Origin of the sequence: Acinetobacter sp. A3 (assembly GCF_012371415.1) — a bacterium.
GTDB lineage: Bacteria > Pseudomonadota > Gammaproteobacteria > Pseudomonadales > Moraxellaceae > Acinetobacter.
Genome location: NZ_JAAZQW010000027.1, coordinates 19,025 through 37,125, shown reverse-complemented (window position 1 = coordinate 37,125; position 18,101 = coordinate 19,025). Strand labels below are relative to the sequence as shown.

Annotated in this window: 23 protein-coding genes; all 23 read right to left on the bottom strand. The window is 41.3% G+C overall.

Annotated features, from left to right (window positions below; all coding sequences use genetic code 11):
* Positions 1-169: 169 nt before the first annotated feature.
* Positions 170-850 (bottom strand): orotidine-5'-phosphate decarboxylase, encoded by a 681-nt coding sequence (gene pyrF / locus HHA42_RS09580; protein WP_168419000.1) that lies wholly within the window; start codon positions 848-850, stop codon positions 170-172.
* A gap of 182 nt (positions 851-1,032) precedes the next feature.
* Positions 1,033-1,398 (bottom strand): lipopolysaccharide assembly protein LapA domain-containing protein, encoded by a 366-nt coding sequence (locus HHA42_RS09575; RefSeq protein WP_168419001.1) that lies wholly within the window; start codon positions 1,396-1,398, stop codon positions 1,033-1,035.
* Between the two features lie 17 nt (positions 1,399-1,415).
* Complete coding sequence (locus HHA42_RS09570) at positions 1,416-1,721, bottom strand: integration host factor subunit beta (RefSeq protein WP_168419002.1); 306 nt, start codon at positions 1,719-1,721, stop codon at positions 1,416-1,418.
* A 160-nt stretch (positions 1,722-1,881) separates the two neighbouring features.
* The gene (gene rpsA / locus HHA42_RS09565) at positions 1,882-3,558 is read right to left on the bottom strand and encodes a 30S ribosomal protein S1 (protein WP_168419003.1); all 1,677 of its coding nucleotides are present in this window, start codon (positions 3,556-3,558) and stop codon (positions 1,882-1,884) included.
* 119 nt (positions 3,559-3,677) lie between these two features.
* Positions 3,678-4,370 carry a (d)CMP kinase gene (gene cmk, locus HHA42_RS09560; RefSeq protein WP_168419004.1) on the bottom strand — a complete coding sequence of 231 codons (693 nt, stop codon included), beginning with the start codon at positions 4,368-4,370 and terminating at the stop codon, positions 3,678-3,680.
* A gap of 17 nt (positions 4,371-4,387) precedes the next feature.
* Positions 4,388-4,819: an SRPBCC family protein gene (locus HHA42_RS09555; protein WP_168419005.1), complete on the bottom strand. Its 432-nt coding sequence runs from the start codon at positions 4,817-4,819 to the stop codon at positions 4,388-4,390.
* A 66-nt stretch (positions 4,820-4,885) separates the two neighbouring features.
* Positions 4,886-5,413, bottom strand: coding sequence for a tRNA adenosine(34) deaminase TadA (gene tadA, locus HHA42_RS09550; RefSeq protein ID WP_168419006.1), 528 nt, complete (start codon positions 5,411-5,413; stop codon positions 4,886-4,888).
* A gap of 28 nt (positions 5,414-5,441) precedes the next feature.
* Positions 5,442-6,563, bottom strand: a complete 1,122-nt coding sequence (locus tag HHA42_RS09545) for an enoyl-CoA hydratase/isomerase family protein (protein WP_168419007.1) — start codon at positions 6,561-6,563, stop codon at positions 5,442-5,444.
* A complete protein-coding gene (ung, locus tag HHA42_RS09540; RefSeq protein ID WP_168419008.1) occupies positions 6,560-7,273 on the bottom strand; it encodes a uracil-DNA glycosylase in 714 nt (237 codons plus the stop codon). The genes HHA42_RS09545 and ung overlap by 4 nt, the downstream gene beginning before the upstream one ends.
* 37 nt (positions 7,274-7,310) lie before the next feature.
* Positions 7,311-7,907 (bottom strand): 6-carboxytetrahydropterin synthase, encoded by a 597-nt coding sequence (locus HHA42_RS09535; protein WP_168419009.1) that lies wholly within the window; start codon positions 7,905-7,907, stop codon positions 7,311-7,313.
* Positions 7,908-8,085: 178 nt separating this feature from the next.
* Positions 8,086-9,066, bottom strand: a complete 981-nt coding sequence (gene gspK / locus HHA42_RS09530; protein WP_171525205.1) for a type II secretion system minor pseudopilin GspK — start codon at positions 9,064-9,066, stop codon at positions 8,086-8,088.
* Positions 9,067-9,081: 15 nt separating this feature from the next.
* Positions 9,082-9,711, bottom strand: a complete 630-nt coding sequence (gene gspJ, locus HHA42_RS09525) for a type II secretion system minor pseudopilin GspJ (protein ID WP_168419010.1) — start codon at positions 9,709-9,711, stop codon at positions 9,082-9,084.
* Entirely contained in the window at positions 9,708-10,088 is a 381-nt protein-coding gene (gspI, locus tag HHA42_RS09520) for a type II secretion system minor pseudopilin GspI (RefSeq protein ID WP_168419011.1), read from the bottom strand. The genes gspJ and gspI overlap by 4 nt, the downstream gene beginning before the upstream one ends.
* A complete protein-coding gene (locus tag HHA42_RS09515) occupies positions 10,078-10,629 on the bottom strand; it encodes a prepilin-type N-terminal cleavage/methylation domain-containing protein (protein ID WP_168419012.1) in 552 nt (183 codons plus the stop codon). Before HHA42_RS09515 ends, gspI begins: the two co-directional genes overlap by 11 nt.
* Positions 10,630-10,636: 7 nt before the next feature.
* Positions 10,637-11,251 carry a TetR/AcrR family transcriptional regulator gene (locus HHA42_RS09510; protein WP_168419013.1) on the bottom strand — a complete coding sequence of 205 codons (615 nt, stop codon included), beginning with the start codon at positions 11,249-11,251 and terminating at the stop codon, positions 10,637-10,639.
* Between the two features lie 96 nt (positions 11,252-11,347).
* Positions 11,348-12,121, bottom strand: a complete 774-nt coding sequence (locus HHA42_RS09505) for a TatD family hydrolase (RefSeq protein WP_168419014.1) — start codon at positions 12,119-12,121, stop codon at positions 11,348-11,350.
* Between the two features lie 24 nt (positions 12,122-12,145).
* A complete protein-coding gene (locus HHA42_RS09500) occupies positions 12,146-12,487 on the bottom strand; it encodes a PilZ domain-containing protein (RefSeq protein WP_168419015.1) in 342 nt (113 codons plus the stop codon).
* Positions 12,488-12,497: 10 nt separating this feature from the next.
* On the bottom strand, positions 12,498-13,487 hold the full coding sequence (locus HHA42_RS09495; protein WP_168419016.1) for a DNA polymerase III subunit delta' C-terminal domain-containing protein: 990 nt from the start codon (positions 13,485-13,487) through the stop codon (positions 12,498-12,500).
* A gap of 14 nt (positions 13,488-13,501) precedes the next feature.
* Positions 13,502-14,263 (bottom strand): 3-deoxy-manno-octulosonate cytidylyltransferase, encoded by a 762-nt coding sequence (gene kdsB, locus HHA42_RS09490; protein ID WP_168419017.1) that lies wholly within the window; start codon positions 14,261-14,263, stop codon positions 13,502-13,504.
* Positions 14,260-15,276 (bottom strand): tetraacyldisaccharide 4'-kinase, encoded by a 1,017-nt coding sequence (lpxK, locus tag HHA42_RS09485; RefSeq protein WP_168419018.1) that lies wholly within the window; start codon positions 15,274-15,276, stop codon positions 14,260-14,262. Before lpxK ends, kdsB begins: the two co-directional genes overlap by 4 nt.
* Positions 15,277-15,279: 3 nt before the next feature.
* Positions 15,280-17,007 (bottom strand): lipid A export permease/ATP-binding protein MsbA, encoded by a 1,728-nt coding sequence (gene msbA / locus HHA42_RS09480; protein WP_168419019.1) that lies wholly within the window; start codon positions 17,005-17,007, stop codon positions 15,280-15,282.
* Positions 17,007-17,429, bottom strand: a complete 423-nt coding sequence (locus tag HHA42_RS09475; RefSeq protein ID WP_168419020.1) for a biopolymer transporter ExbD — start codon at positions 17,427-17,429, stop codon at positions 17,007-17,009. Before HHA42_RS09475 ends, msbA begins: the two co-directional genes overlap by 1 nt.
* Before the next feature lie 9 nt (positions 17,430-17,438).
* On the bottom strand, positions 17,439-18,092 hold the full coding sequence (locus HHA42_RS09470; protein ID WP_168419021.1) for a MotA/TolQ/ExbB proton channel family protein: 654 nt from the start codon (positions 18,090-18,092) through the stop codon (positions 17,439-17,441).
* Between the last annotated feature and the right edge of the window lie 9 nt (positions 18,093-18,101).

The window sequence follows — 18,101 nt, the reverse complement described above, 5'->3', positions numbered from 1 at the left end:
ATACCAAGACACTCACCTAAAATACAAAAGATAATCATTTAAATCTCTAATAAATACCCACCTTGCCACTACTGAATAGACATAGACAAAATGAGCACTTATGCAAATATTTGTCTATATTTTTAGTTATAGTTAATTACTCTCTTTTGGAGAGTCAGAGATTGGAAAATTAAAGCGTCGCTAAAATATCTTTCAAAGTTTGACGAGGATTCTCAGATTTGGTAATTGGACGACCAATCACCAAATGCGTCGAACCATCTAGCATGGCTTGTTTGGGTGTGACAATGCGTTTTTGATCATCAGCGTTAGCACCTTCTGGGCGGATACCTGGCGTCACTAAGGCAAAATCTTGTCCCAAAGTATCACGCAACATTTTTGCTTCTTGTGCAGAACATACTACCCCATCTAAACCACTATCTTTTGTGAGTTTAGCCAATCGCTGCACTTGCTCAAACGGCTCAATATCTAAACCTAAGTCTTTTAAATCTTCACGCCCCATAGATGTCAATACAGTCACCGCAATCAGTTGTGTTTGGTAATTCCCCGCTTTTAAACGCTCCACGCAGGTCTCCATCATTTTTCGGCCACCAGAGGCGTGCACATTGACCATCCAAATACCCAAGTCAGCTGCAGCACAGACCGCTTGCGCAGTTGTGTTTGGAATATCATGAAATTTTAAATCCAAAAACACTTCAAACCCTTGCGCATGCAAGGCTTTAACTACACTTGGACCTTCATGGGTAAATAACTCTTTACCAACTTTTACTCGACATAATGCAGGATCTAACTGCTCTGCAATGGTTAAGGCGTCATATTGGCTTTTAGCATCGAGGGCAACAATGATACTCAAGAGAATTACCTATGAATTAGACAAATAATGCTTATTATAAAGTGATTCGCATGAGGCAGATAGTCAAAAGACAGCTCAAATCTGATCATAAGTGGAATAGATGACTATAAAAATATAAGCATAAAAAAACACCCCAAAGTAAACCTTGGGGTGTTGCTTTTAAATTAACTTAATTTGCTAATTTAAAGGGCATTAGAAGAACGGTCTTCTGTATGCACATCTAATACTGTTTTTTCATGGCGCGTATGTGCAGCAGCTTCAGCAGCAGCCAGTTGAGCTGCATGAATTTGCTCTTTACGCAGATGTTCAATGTCTTTACGTAGTCGCTTAATTTCCCAACTATTTTGGAATACACGGAAAACTTGCACACCCAACAACAGTCCCAACACTAAACCAAGTGCTAACGTGATTAGTAATAATAAGCCCAAACGCATAGCAGGTACTTGGGTAAACAACAGATCCACCGAAAGTTCAGTGCCGTTTTGCAAAACCAGTGCCAGAGAATATCCAAATAGAATAACTAAAATAGCGACGAGAACGTAACGCATAAACACCCCTAGGAATTTTATTTATTTGCCGATTCGTTTACTGCATCACGTAGTGCTTTACCCGGCTTAAAATGCGGTACAGCTTTAGCCGCAACTTCTACAGACTTACCTGTTTTTGGGTTACGACCTACACGTGGTTCACGGTGATGCAATGCAAAACTACCAAATCCACGAATTTCAATTCGGTTATCTGCCGATAGTGATGCAATCATTTGATCTATCATTATCTTAACAGCTTCTTCCACCAATGGCTCAGCCAGATGTGGATTTTTCAAAGCAATTCGTTCTATCAAGTCAGACTTATTAAGTGCTTCAATAGTCATCTGCGACCTCTTTAATTATCAAGCTACTTTTACCTAAAACTGATAATAACCTGTTTAAATACAAAACGGTAGCGTAATAATTGAATACTACGCTACCGTTTACAGTATTTGTGTAAAAAGTATTAGTTAATTTACATTAACAATACAGTTTACCCGCAACTTAGTTGCCCATTTGAGCTTTGATCAAATCACCAATAGTCTTAGGACCATTGTCTTGACCGCTAGCTGCTGTTTTCAAGTTAGCAACTGCTTCTTTCTCTTCAGCTTCGTCTTTCGCTTTGATAGACAAGTTGATAGAGCGAGATTTACGATCTACGTTGATGATTTTCGCTTCAACTTCTTGACCAACTTCTAAGAACTTAGTTGCATCTTCAACACGATCACGGTTGATTTCAGATGCTTTAAGAGTTGCTTCAACTTCGTCAGCTAACTTAACAGTTGCGCCACGAGCGTCAACAGCAGTTACAGTACCTTTAACCAAAGCACCACGTTCGTTAGCAGCTAAGAAATCGTTGAATGGATCGCTGTTCAATTGCTTGATACCAAGGCTGATACGGTTGCCTTCAGCGTCTACAGAAAGGATAACCGCTTCAACAGTGTCACCTTTCTTGTAGCGACGGATAGCTTCTTCGCCTTGCTCGTTCCAAGAAATGTCAGACAAGTGAACCAGACCATCGATACCGCCTGGTAAACCGATGAAGATACCGAAGTCAGTGATTGACTTGATAGTACCTGAAACTTTTTCACCTTTGTCGTGGTTCTTAGCAAACTCTTCCCATGGGTTAGCACGAGTTTGTTTGATACCAAGAGAAATACGACGACGCTCTTCGTCAACTTCAAGAACCATAACATCAACTTCATCACCAATCTGAACAACTTTAGATGGGTGGATGTTTTTGTTTGTGTGGTCCATTTCTGAAACGTGAACTAAACCTTCAACGCCTTCAGCGATTTCTGCGAAACAGCCGTAGTCAGTTAAGTTAGTTACGCGAGCTTTAACGATAGAACCTTTAGGATAACGGCTCATGATCGCTAACCATGGATCTTCGCCTAATTGCTTAAGACCTAAAGATACGCGGTTACGCTCTTTGTCAAATTTAAGTACTTTAACAGTAACTTCTTGACCCACTTCAACCACTTCTGATGGATGCTTGATACGTTTCCAAGCCATGTCAGTGATGTGAAGAAGACCATCAATACCACCAAGGTCAACGAATGCACCGTAGTCAGTAAGGTTCTTGATTGTACCAGTAACAGTTTGACCTTCTTCAAGCTGAGCAAGAAGTGCTTCACGGTCAGCTGAAGATTCAGCTTCCATCACTGCACGACGAGATACAACAACGTTGTTACGTTTAGCATCAAGTTTGATAACTTTGAACTCTAACTCTTTGCCTTCAAGGTGAGTTGTGTCACGGATAGGACGAGTGTCTACCAAAGAACCTGGTAAGAACGCACGAACTGGACCGATGTCTACAGTGAAACCGCCTTTAACTTTACCAGAGATAACACCAGTAACGATTTCGCCGTCTTCAAAGATTTTTTCAAGTTTAGTCCAAGTTTCAGCACGTTTCGCTTTTTCACGTGATAAAACAGTTTGGCCCATACCGTTGTCAAGTGCTTCAACAACAACATCAACGGTGTCACCAACTTGAACTTCAAGTTCGCGTTGTTCGTTTAAGAATTCAGCGCGGTCTACAACGCCTTCTGATTTAAGGCCAGTATCAACTGTTACCCAGTCAGAGTCGATGCTTACTACAACGCCTTGGATGACAGCACCCTTTTCAACGTTGAGGTTTAATTCGCTTTCTTCAAAGAGGGCTGCAAAAGATTCGGTCATGATATACCTGATAAAGTCAGCGGTCTTGGATCAGACAAGGCCGGTTTAGTTAAGCGTCTACATAGTCCGTATAAAACTGATCAAGCTATGCGTTCGCTGAATATATTGGTTCACGCCTATTAAGCGCGGCTAATACCAAGCTTCTGATCGACATAAGCCGTCATTAATGCAAATACTTCATCAATGTTCAGTTCAGAACTATCAATGATGTAAGCATCATCTGCCGGCTTAAGCGGAGCAACAGTGCGCTCCATGTCACGTTTATCGCGAGCTTGGATATTCGCTAAAATGTCGCTTATTTTAGCATCCAGCCCCATACCCTGCAACTGTTTTACACGTCTTTGTGCACGTGACTCCGCCGAAGCCGTTAAATAGATTTTGGCCTGTGCTTCAGGAAAAATACTGGTTGCCATATCACGCCCATCTGCCACCAAGCCCGGTGATTGGGCAAAAGCGTGCTGGCGGGCAAGCAATGCACTTCTTAGTTCTGGCACAGCTGCCACTTTAGAAGCATACTCACCTACACGTTCAGTACGAATAGTTTGGCTAACATCTTCACCATCTAGTAGCACTTGAGTTGCGTCTGATTGGGTTACGAATTGAATATTTAAGTGCGTTGCGATGTTAATGCACGCTTGCAACTCTGTATCTAAACGATCTAACAGATTTTGCTTATGCAAAGCCAAACCAAGCAAACGATACAAAGCGCCTGAATCAAGTAAATGAAATTGATAATGTGCTGCCAGTTTTGCAGCTAAGGTACCCTTACCTGAGCCACTTGGGCCATCAATGGTAATAATTTGAACGGTCATGATGTTTCCGTAATGATTTAGAGAGATTTGGCCAGTTTAGACAAGCCAATTTTAATTGCAGTTTTTAGTTGAGCCAAAATAGCCTTACTCACAAATGGCACACGAGTTTGTAACTCAATGCTGTAGGTCACCAAAGTTTTATTATCAGCTATATCCTGAAATTCAATGACCCCCAAATGATGTTTGATCAATGGGTTTTTAATGATTTTATATTCAATACGCTGATTTGGTTCAAGCAAGGTAATTTGTTCCTGCAAAGGCTTAATTGGCCCAATACCCATGCGACGTACGGAACCTACTCCATCAGGGCGCTCAGGGTCAGCTGAATCTTTCACACGCACTACCTGCATAGGCGCAAAGGCAATGTTATATGTCGCATGTTTAGACAGTAATTCAAAAACCTGCGCAACAGGCGCATTAAATTCTTTTTTGATTTGAATGGCGTTCATGGTAAGACCTGAGAATAAATTATTAAATGATCTGTTATTCAGTTTAACGTAAATTAGCAGTAAAACTCAGGTTTGCTTTTGATCATCTAGGTCATTTATCAGCGATTGCTGCTTTTGTTGTTTCTTTTGTGCACGACGCATCTTAAAAAAATCACTTAACTGACTTGAGCATTGTTGCTCTAAACAACCTGATTGAAATTCAAAAATATGATTGTAATATCCCGATTCTAAAAGCTTTCTGGCACTGATTAATGAACCCGCTTTGGGTTCTGTCGCGCCAAACACTACCCGTTTAATTCGCGCATGAATCAATGCCCCCACACACATGGTGCAAGGCTCTAAGGTGACATATAAGGTTGCATCTTCCGGTAAACGATAGTTTTTAATATTGGCGCAAGCGGCACGGATAGCCACAATTTCAGCATGTGCAGTTGCATCATGTAAAGAAATAGGTGCGTTATAGCCCGCACCGATCACTTGGTTTTGACTCACAATCACTGCGCCCACGGGAATTTCTCCCTGTGCTGCAGCCAATGCAGCCTGCGCATAAGCAAGCTGCATCCAATCTTCATCACTATAGTGTTGTTCTGACATTAAAATAACAGCGAAATAGAATGAAAAATTAAATAATTTCGTATTGCTTTAACAATTCATTCCAGCTTTCAATAGTGGTCACAGGTGGATTATCTACAAAAATATTTTTGAGATTAATCTTTCCGTTTTGTTGCCACGCAGGTGCCAAGTCTTTATCGACTAAACGAGCACGCACACCTTCTACAAAATCTGCATGACGGATTTTCCAGTCAGAAATTTGAGTTTCAAGTTCAAATACTTCATTCCAAGAATGAACTTGCTTACCCCATTGCCATAGCAACCAAGTTAAAGCAGCTGTGGTTGGTGAACCTTTTTGTAGATTTTCGCTGGCTTGGCGCAACCAGTCACTACGCGCATCACTCAAGCCAATAATCGACTCGTAATCACTTTCAAAACTCACACCACGGCACACACTTTGAATCACATCTAAAGAGTTTTGTAACGGCCCCGGGCCTACAGGACGATGCATACTGTTCAAGGTGTCATCAATGGCACGGAAGTCACCTGCTGGGTAATGATTCCAGTCAATATTAATGACTTTATCTAACACTGCTGCACGTTGTGCATCACAAATATGCGTTGCCCAACCAATACCATAAGCACCCGCTGCAGTCATGATTGAACCTGTTAAACCAGTGAACAAACCAATCGCACCACGGTCTGCCAAGAAGCGGGTTGCGCCTACATCTGGGTACAAGCCAATATTAATTTCTGGCATCGCTAAACGTGAATATGGTGTTACCAAACGGAATGGCGCAGCCATGAAGAGACCTAAACCACCGCCCATCACATAACCTTCACCCCAAACCAACACTGGCTTGGCATAGTTATGCAACAACAAGTCCAGTGCATATTCTTGCTCAAAGAATTTATTGGCGGTTGCAACTTCATCATTAATAACCAACTGGCGTAACTTACGCACATCACCACCTGCACAGAATGCTTTTGGTGTAGTCGAATCCAGCCAAATTGCTTTCACACTGTCATCAGTATGAAAGTCTTCAAATACTGCCAATAATGCAGAAACAATTGATTCATCCAAAGCATGCAATGATTTTGGGCGATTTAAACGCACAATGCGCCAGCCATTTTTTGCTTCTTCTACAATTAAATCTGGGTGGTATTCTTTTGAAATGGGAGAATGTGTCATGCGTCCAGCTGCCAGTCTATAGGCTCAATGCCATTTTGTTTAAGATAATTATTTGATTTTGAAAATACTTTACACCCAAAAAAACCACCACGATTTGCTGCCAGTGGCGATGGATGTGCTGCCTTCAATATCAGATGTTTATTCGGATCTATACGTTGTCCCTTACGTTGTGCATATGCGCCCCATAAAATAAACACAATATGCTCACGTTGTTGATTTAACACATCAATCACATGATCTGTAAAATCTTCCCAACCCTGCTTTTGGTGCGAGGTTGGTTGTCCTGCTTGTACAGTTAACACACTGTTGAGTAACAACACCCCTTGTTCCGCCCAATGGGTTAAATCGCCGTGGCGTGGAACAGGTATACCTAAATCTGTATGTAACTCATGGAAAATATTACGCAAAGATGGGGGTAATGCAACCCCTCTTTGCACAGAAAAGCTGAGTCCATGCGCTTGATTTGGCCCATGATAAGGGTCTTGCCCAATAATAACCACTTTCACCTGATTTAAAGGGGTGGTATTTAAAGCGTTAAATATCAGCGAACTTGGTGGATAAATCACCTTATTCTGTTGTTTTTCTTGCAACAAAAACTCACGTAGCGCATCCATTTGAGGACTTAATAAAAATTCAGCCAAGCTGTATTTCCAACTGTCATCCAACTGGACTTTGTTTAAGCTCGCATATTGCTGCTCAGTAAAAGACATGCTTGTATCAATCCTTGTAGATGTCTAATGGTCTGGTTTAAAGTTTGACTTGTAACTCAACATTAGGGTTTTGAAACTTCATCCCCTGTTTTAATTTTTCATACATTTGAGGGTCTGACCACTCTGCCTGCACTTGATCAGAAAAATGGATTTGCGCTAACTGCAACTCACCCATTTGTGCATTTTCAATATCTTCTAAAAAGCTTTGTGCATAGCCTGTATCTGTTTCATGCACAATCACAGAATAGACCTCTACATCACCTTCCCCATTTTGTGTGATGGTCGATGCCAATACCTGCTGTGCCAAATAAAAGAAAATGCGAGAAAACTGCTCTGCCGATGGTGACACAGGCAAAGATACCCAACGTGCACTAAATTTTTTGCAGGCCTGAATATACTCAGGGTCATCATGCTCCCAAAAACAAATTGCATGATCAAAAGCATCAAATAATTCTTTAATAACGCCTTTGAGTAAGCCAAAGTCATACACCATTTGACCATGATCAAGTTTGGAAGCTTTCAGTAACAATTCTACTTTATAGCTATGACCATGAATCGAGCGCTTGCAACGGTCGGAAGTGCAATTACGCACAATATGTGCATTTTCAAACTTAAATAACTTACGAATTATCATGTGTCGTTAGGTCATCACAATATTTGGGGGATATTCCTTATAATTATAATGCAAAACGTGAACAATAAGCTAATTTTAGCCCTCAGATTGCCTGACAATAACAGTATTTAAAGATGCGTTCTCATGTCAATTTGAGCTAAGATCAAAAGCTCAGCAAAGCTCGCCCACTTAAAACCAATTAAAAAGGCGTCAAACTTCGATATGCCACATCAACCGTTTTCTCACTACGTACAAATTCACTGCTAAATTGTCGTTTACGCTCACTCAACACCACTTCTATTTTCGCTTTAAAATAATTAGATTGCACACCCAGCAAACCTGAAAACTCGTTGCGTATTGACGCATCTACATTCTGAAAGCCTTCCAACTCCCACAACGCATTCACGTTACTAAAATGTTCTAAGTTCGCATTGCGACGGTCTAATAAATTTTGTATAGCAGCAACATCCAGTTTTTCATCTAAACTCACCAACACTAATGCTGGTGCAGTATTGATGTTGATGGTCGTGTCACGTTTTGGCAATGCACTCACATAAGGCGTAAGTAACTGATATTTACCGCCCTCGAAACCTCGGACTTGTTTTAATTCCTCAACACTGTGAAATAAATTATTGGGCGGTAAATATGGCAGCGGCAAACCTTGATAATAACTCGACTCTGCACCCATTGCGCCACTCGGTTCATCATCCGGGTCTTGCCAATCAATCACCGCTTCACTCAGCTGCGCAGGCAAACCCACCCGCTGCAACAATTTTTCAAAATACTTTTTAGCTTTTTCATTGATCTGATTTTCAGGTGTCAGCAAACTATTTAAATTAAATTTACCCGACTCATCTTGTAGCACACCTGACACATAGCCATCTTCGACTGGAAATGGTGGCATTGGTTTCGCCCAGTTTTCTTGTAAATGATCGACCTGCCCTGCATTTTTAGCATCATCTTGCAGCAACTCTGAAAAAAATACTTCAGCACTTTTGGCATACAAAAGTGCCTGATTTTGTCGCATTAAATAAGCAGTATTCTCACTGGTATACATTTGTCGTTTAGCAATGGTCGCCGCCAAAATTGTAGCTAAGGCAACCAACATCAAAATCGTAATCAAGGCTATACCTTGCTGTGATTTGATAATGCGTGAGGTCTGTGTATGGTGTAAACGCATGGCCGCCCTTTGTCTTTATTTATTTTGATTATTTTTATTTAAAAAATCGGTCTGTAATAAACTAAAAACCCATTCATACTGCACATCACGCACAGTCAAATTAATTTTTACGCCTTTGGGTAAAAGTCGAAGCTGCTCGGTTTGGTTTGGATTGATCGGGTTTTCAGGCCAGCTATTTAATGTTTGAGGATTTAATACCATTATTTCAAACGCATCGACCTGATCCAACAACACGCTTGATTCAGGCTGGTCATGCCCTGTTTGATGCAAATTACGATATTTTAAACGATACACCTTTTTTTCATCGGCACGATATTGATATTCGACACGTTCATTCGGTGAAATACCTTGTTGCAAAGGATCAGTCACACCTGTTTTACTAAAATTAAAACGTCCATTTTGTAAGACCAATGCAGGTTGTTGTTGCCCTTTTACATTCGCAGCCAAAGGCACAGCCTGTAAGGTATCACGTAAAATTTGCTGATAGCTTTCCTGCAACTGCTCCAAATTGGCTTCATGCATGGTATTGCGGTCTTTGACTTTAGATAAATAATCAAACACCTTCCAACCCAATGCAGACAGCACAGCAAAAATGGCAATCGCAACCAATAACTCAACTAGGGTAAAGCCTTTTCTTGCACTCATAGGTTTTGCTCACGTGCATTAAAAAACACCAAAGACGTTACCCCTGCTTCAACCTGCCCAGTCTCTGTATTATATAAACTGATTTGAATATCCACACGTTGCACATTTGGGCTAATGGTCGCTTGTGTGGACTTGTCAATTTGCCAAGTTTCACCCTGCTGAGTAACCTGTTTTGACTCTGTACCACTTAACCACTGGCGATTCATTTCCATAGATGCCACTTCATTCAAGGCCACAAATTGCGCCTTGGTTCTTAAAATAGCGTTTGCGGTAGATTGAGTGTACTGCATGGCTACTTTAGTCATGGCCATGGCAGCCGTTGCAAAAATTGCCAAAGCGACCATCACTTCAAGCAGTGTAAATCCGTTAACTTTCATGGATTTTCCCTAAATGATCGACTTCAATTTCCGCACCTACAGGGCGTTGTTCAAAATAAAATTGAATCCGCACAGGTTTGGCTTCACCATTACCCAGCCAAATCAAGGCAGGCGCATTACTTTGCAATAACTCACTCTGATTCGCTTGTGGATAATTTTGCTCTAAAGATAAAATTTGGATAGAAACTTGTTCAGGCAAAGTTCTCGTTTTAAATTCTGTATAAGTTTGCCATTTTTGATTATTTTGCAGGCTTAATTGCTGCTCTGAAGCGTAAGGCTGATATTCCAAAACGTCATAGCGTGCAGGAGAAACATCGGTTGCGGTATGCAAATTTAAAGCAAAAATACGTGCTTGATCATTGGCTTCACGGTTCAGTTGACGCAAATCCAATAAAAACACTTCCCGTGCCTGCATGGCTTTACGCTGATCGACACCACCAATATTCATTAAAACCAGTGATGCCATGATTGCCATAATCACAATCACCACCATCAATTCAATGAGCGTGAAACCGCGTACCGAAGACAGTGGAGTGTTCATATTTTAATTAGGTCAATTGTTCAAAAGACTGTGCTTGTTTTGGCATAGCCAAAGCCTGATCAATATAGGCCACGCGTAGAGTATCCCGCGAACCCAAATAACGCTGATAAAAGCTTGAGTTTAAAATAGCTGCCGCACCATGCGTCAACGCCCAAATGGAAGCTAAATAGTCACGTACTTCCATGTGACTATGAATAGATTCTAAATATTGTTCAGTCATGCGGATAATAATGCGTAATCGGCTTTTACGAACTTGATAGAGTTCACTAAACAACAAGCCAATGCCAACACCTGTGGTAGAAAGACGCTCTTCAATTTGATGAAAAAGCACAGTGCGCTCAGGATGATGCAAGTGATGCAGCATAAAAAATGCTAAATGTTCTGGAAATTGCTTTTCAGCATCTTTAATCATTTCTAGCAACATGCGCTCATTACGAATAATGAGCAACATGTACAACTCATCTTTACTTTGAAAGTGTTTATATAGAGTCCCTTTGGCCAAATCCAGTTCTGCTGCCAAAGCATCAAGAGTCATTCCTGCTTCACCATTTTCCAAAAGCAATTGCTCTGCCACTTGGAAAATTAACGTTTCTCTTGCTCGAAACTGAGCCTGACGATCCATCTTCACCCGATAAACTCTCTTTTCACTATTCTATCAATTAAAATTTTCATATCTCACGTGGACATGCGCCACATTTACACACATCCAGCGTGTAAATTAATGTCCTTTGAGTAGGTTTTCAAAGTTTTGTGTTGTTATGAAAGCCATTTCCTCTAAGGACTTATCATATACATCACTTAGGGCTTTGGCTACATACGGAACGTATTTTGGCTCATTTGTCTTACCGCGATATGGCACAGGTGCCAAATATGGACTGTCTGTTTCTATGAGCACACGATCTAAAGGCACTTGTTTGGCCACATCCCGCAAATCTTGTGCATTTTTAAAAGAAACAATGCCCGAAAATGACACATAGTAACCGCAATCTAGCACCGCTTTGGCAGTTACCCAATCTTCAGTGAAACAATGTAAAACGCCATGGGTCGATTTTTCGGCACGGATGATATCCACCGTGTCTTGCTTGGCAGCGCGGGTATGCACTACAACTGGTTTCTTCACAGCTTGCGAGGCATGAATATGGCGTGCAAAACAGGCTTTTTGCTCCGCAACAAAATCGGTACTGTGAAAATAGTCTAGACCTGTTTCCCCCAAAGCCCAGACTTTGTCTGCTTGTGCCAAAGCTATCAGTTGCTCTATGGTAGCTCGTGCCATATTTTCCGCATTTTCACAGGGATGTACCCCAACGCTATAACCTACATCAGCATGACGAGCTGCAATTGCAGCCAAGGCGATATGATCGTCCAACTCAACCGAGATACCCATTATTTTAGAGACACCTGCGAGACGTGCCTGTGCAATAGCTGCATCTAAGTCACCATCATAAGGGCTTAAATCCAACATGGTTAAATGACAATGTGTATCTACAAACACGATTTTTTCCTAAAAGCAAACTACCTACATAGTGTAACTTGTACGGTTGTCAGACTTAAGCCCCGCAAGGATTCTTTCGGCTTCTGATTTGTAATAAACGCCTTTTTCACCACTGAGCTGAATGCCAAATCCCTGTAATTTGATACCATTTTGCTTTTGGGAAATCCAAATCACTTTGCCTGTTAGGGGAATTTTTTGTGATTGCTCAGGTAAAGTCGCGAGTACAAAAATTTCTTCGCCCATTTTTACAGGTTGTTTTGAGGGTACAAATAAGCCACCGCCCACAACGTATGGCATATAACTTAAATATAGCGTTTCAAGATCAGGAATATTGGCCTGAATAATACCGCCCATACGTGGTTGCATGATTTTCCCCTTAAATATTCATTAACTTAATACATAATTGATCAAGCACCAGATTACTTTGCACGTTTTGCTCAAGCATTGGCTTAGTTTGCTGTAATTCTGCATATAAGCCAAATAAACTTTCCAAGTCATATTGTTCGGCTAAATGCTGCAAAGCAGTGCTTAAATCTAGATTTTTAATGCTTTGATTTAGCTTGACACAAATTAAATCACACAACAAGTATTCAAACATTTGACTGAACTCGGTAAAACTCAGCGCTTTGTTCCATTTTGTTGCGATTGCTATTGGCATATTTTTTTGAGTGACCAATCTATACCAGTCTTTAAGAAAATCTGTACGTTGCTCAAGCCATGCCGCCTCTGCCAACGCTAAAGCCTGCAATGGCATGTGGTTGGACAGATTCATCAACAATTGTTGCTTAGTTACATCCAAATCAGGTAAATGCTGCTGCAAATATGCTGTGGCTTGCACTGAATCAATACGGTCTAAAGCAAAATGCTGTAAACGGCTGCGAATGGTTGCAGGTAATTTAAGATAATGATCTGCCAGCAAAATAATCACAATCCGATCACCTGGCTCTTCTAAGGTTTTTAGTAAAGCATTGGATGATGCTATATTTAAGGCTTCAGCAGGTTCAATCACAATTACCCGCCAACCATCTACCGTTTGCTGGACAAAAGGTAATAAATCACGGATCTTCTCGATCTTAATTTTCGCGTTTTGTTTTTTATTCTCTTCATCGGTGCTGATATAGACATAATTTGGATGTGTATCTGATTTTAACCACTGACAACTACTACATTCACCACAAGGCTGTGATTGTACATCACGCTGCTGGCACAAAATCCAGGCCACAAATTGCTGTGCAAAAGCTTCTTTACCACAACCCTGCTTACCAAAAAATAATAAACCATGCCCCATTTGGGGAAATCGACCAGTCAGGTTTTCCCAAACTTGTTGCTGCCACGGATAAACGTGTCCAATTACATCATGCTGCATGGTGGGCAATTCACTTATTCAAAATGGGCAATATCCATTGCATTTAATCGGTCTAAGTCTGCCTGCGTATCCACCCCAGGTGGTAAATTCGCTTCTGCTACAGCAATAGCAATACGATGGCCATTTTCCAACACACGCAACTGCTCTAAACTTTCCAATTTTTCCAATGTGCCCATTTCCCAAGTCACGTATTCTTGTAACAACGCTACACGGTAAGCATATAAACCTAAATGACGATAGGCATGTGCATGCAATTTCACTTCCGCTGCTTTTGCACCATCACGGTCATAAGGGATTGTGGCACGACTAAAATACAAAGCCTGATTGTGCTTTGACATCACCACTTTCACAATGCTATCACGAGTGAATTCATCTAGTTGCTGAATCGGCTCACACAGCGTAGACATAGAGCACTCGGATTGATCTTCAAGTAACTGTGCCACTTGTTTCACCAACTGTGCAGGTAAAAGTGGTTCATCACCCTGCACATTCACAATAATATCGTTTTCATCCCAACCTTTTATACGTGCCACTTCACTTAAACGGTCTGTACCAGAGGGATGGTCTGCCGAGGTCAGCACTACATCAACTCCTTCGGCACGACATAACTCAGCAATACGAGCATCATCGGTCGCCACACACAAGTCATCAAAACCTGCCACTTTTTTAGCCTGATCGACCACACGTAAAATCATGGCACGACCATGAATTTCCAACAAAGGTTTGCCTGGTAGACGTGAGCTGGCATAACGTGCAGGGATAACAATGTGCTTCATAATGTTCCTTCAGGCAGGTTTAAACCTAATTGTTTCAATTGTTGATGTAAGGTGACATAGCAGGCCGATGACAACACGGCCTCTACAGGCACGACCCAAATTTCACGCTGAAAATCTGGATATTGCTTTAACAATGCCAATAATTTCACTGCATCTTTTTCTGTGGTAATGATCGGTTGCGAGTCTTCAAACTGCAAATCGGTAATTTCATAGTCATGGTGATCTGGAAATTCGTGACATTGAAACTGTGTCACCCCCATCGACTCTAAAGTTCTATAAAATCGTTGAGGAAAGCCAATACCAACCACCGCATAAAAACTTTGGGTCGGGTCAAAAATTAGTTCTTGTTCAGGATGCAACAAATACGGTGTCGCCACAGCGAGATGCATATTTAAGTTCGAGTGCGGTTGTGCTGCATGTTCAATCACGGTGGCATCATCCAAACGCGATTTTGGTTCTCGCAAATAACCTTCAGGCAAAATTTTCTCGTTACCTAAACCGCGGTTATTATCTAAAACAATCCATTCCAGTTGACGGTTTAAAGCCAAATGCTGCAAGCCATCATCACCGATAATCAAGTCTAAATCATGCTGTTCAAGCAGTAGCTCAATACTTTTTTGACGATTTGGCCCTACAGCCATCGGCACACCTGTTGATTGCACAATCAAGGTTGGCTCATCGCCTACTGCTTCAACATCGGCATCAATACCCACATAGGCTGGAAATGGACCTTTGCCGCCATAGCCCCGACTGATCACGCCAACACGTACATTTAGACTTTGCAGATATTTCACCAAGTGAATCAGTAAAGGGGTTTTACCACTACCACCAACAGTAATGTTACCAATCACCATGACTGGTACGGGCGCGGTATAAGCCTTTTTAATACCTGAACGATATAAATTTTGATTCAATAAACTCACGCCACGATACAACATCGACAACGGTCTAAGCACAACCAGCCATTTGGCTTGTTTATGCCAAGCGTCCTGAATGAATTGTGCCAAAGACATGAGTTAATGTTCCTCAAAATTACGTTGATGCAACTGAAAGTATGCACCTTTTCGCGTCATAAGCTCTTGATGTGTACCTTGCTCTAGAATTCGTCCCTGATCCATCACCACAATACGATCAGCATTTTCAATGGTAGATAAACGGTGTGCAATAACAATGGTCGTACGGTTTAGCATGGCCGCATCAAATGCGCGCTGAATAAAATATTCAGATTCATTATCTAAAGCACTGGTAGCTTCATCTAGAATTAAAATGGGCGCATTTTTTAAAATAGCACGAGCAATGGCGATACGTTGTCGTTGACCACCTGACAAATTCAATCCTTGCGCACCCAATGGTGTGTCATAGCCTTGTGGTAAAGCCATAATAAAATCATGTGCATAGGCGGCTTTGGCTGCAGCAATAATGGCATCATCACTAGCACCTTCAAGCTGACCATAGGCAATATTTTCTCGTACCGTGCGGTTAAACAACACCACTTGCTGATTAACCATGGCGATTTGTGAGCGTAGGCTATTTAACTCAATATCACGAATATCTTGCTGATCAAATAAAATTTGCCCTGAGGATGCTTCCTGAAAACGCACCAACAGATTGACCAATGAAGTCTTGCCTGCACCAGAACGCCCCACTAAAGCGACCGTTTCACCTGCTTTGACATCTAGATTAAAGTCATGAATAGCATGATGACCATCTGAGTACACCAAATTGACATTCTTAAACTGTAGGTTGCCCTTTAGGTTTGGCGTGAGCGTGCCCTGATTATCTTCTTCAGGCATATCTAGCAGTTCAAATACTGAATGTGCTGCAGCCAAACCACGCTGTAATTTTTCATTAATATCGGTCAAGGCTTTAATTGGTTTACTGAGCATACCTGCCGCAGTGATATATGCCACAAACTCGCCTGCTGAAATATCACGCAAAATTTCAGGTCGTAATGCAATCCAAATAATAATGGCCAACGCAATCGACATAATAAACTGTACGACTGGGCTGTTCAATTGTTGCACAGCCACCATCTTTAGACCACGACGTAAATTTTCTAAAGAATTTTCTTTAAAACGGGTTTGTTCATAGCTTTGGCCACCAAAGCCTTTCACCACTAAATTACCATTTACAGTTTCTTGCACCACGTGGTTTACATCACCCATGGTGTCTTGTACCTGAATAGACAAACGGCGCATACGTTTTGCTGCTTTACGAATCAGCAAACCAATTAATGGGCCAAACACCAAAATACATAAGGTCAAACGCCAGTTGGTGTACAGCAAATATCCCAACAAACCCAAAGTAATTAAACCCTGCTGTACCAAAGTACGCAGGGACTCCGTAGAAGCAGCGGTCAACTGCTCTACGTTATACATAATTTTGGCCGTAATGTGACCACTGGTATTGTCCAGATAATACTGTGCAGGCAGACGAAGTAGTTTTGCAAAAACTTCCTGACGAATATTAAAAACCAAATTACGTGAAATCACCGCGGTAAAGTATCCTCCAATAAAGGTGCCTAAACCGCGGAAAAACATTAAAGCAACAACTAAAAGTGGAAAAAGTGTCGTAAACGACTGGTCTCGCTCCTGAATGGCGTTAATAATTTTCTCTAAGAGTTTTGCCACTGAAACTTCTGTGGCTGCATTGATGGCAAAACCAACAATGACCAGAATAGCCAAACCCCAAAAAGGGAGCAAATATCTCAGAAGACGGCGGTAGACCTGTAAATCCTTCTTCACTAATAACCTCGAGTTGGGACTTTCGTACTGATATTGATGTTGACGAAACCAAGTTGTCCTGCGACATCCATCACCCGAATCACATCCTGATGGCTTGCTTTGGCATCTGCAGCAATAATAAACATTAAATCACGACGATCTTGCGAAATTTGTTTAATTGCTGTGTTTAAGTCTGCCACTTCTTTAGTAGAAAGTGCCTGACCATTCACAGAGTAATGCCCTGTAGAGTCGACCACCACTTCAATTTTATGTTCATAGGATTTTGGTGGAACACCCTGCGCTTCAGGCAAGGTTAAATTCATACGGCTAAACTGGTTAAATGTGGTCGAAAGCAATAAAAACACCAAGATAAACAATAAACAGTCAATCATTGGGGTCAAGTTAATATGAATATCTTCGACTTGCGAGCGTTTGAATTTCATATCTTCACCCTAGCTAACTTTCTTCACATCTTGCGCATTCAACTCAGGTTCAGCCTGAGTAAGTGGTTTTTGATGAAAAAGTCCTGCATGAAATAAGGTCGATTGCTGCTCTAATTCCGCAACATACTCTTGCACCAAACGCTGAAAATAACGATAGGCAAATAACGCAGGAATTGCAATTAACATCCCCGCCGCAGTAGTAATCAAAGCTTTAGAAATCCCTGGAATCATGAGTGTGGGATTGCTTGCACCCACATCAATCACTAAAAATGATTCAATAATTCCAAGCACTGTACCTAACAAACCCAATAATGGCGCAACAGCACTGAGTGTCCCTAAAAAATTAATATTTTTTTCTAAATACCCAATTTCTTGTGATGCAGTCGCTTCCATTTGTGCACGTGCATATTGTTCTGATTGTTGTTGGTTACGCGCTCCCGCAACAAAAATACGACCTAGGGTACTGTTTTTTAAGCTTTCATTTTGGTTTAACTGTTGCAACACTGTAGACAAACTCTGTCCACGGTTTAATAACAGTGCATTTGGCAACACTCCAGCACGCTTTAAACGCATAAAACGCTCAATGGTGATGGCAACGGTAAATACCGAGCACAACACCAACGGCAGCATAAGCCAACCACCTGCTTTTACTAATTCCCACATTCGTTTTTC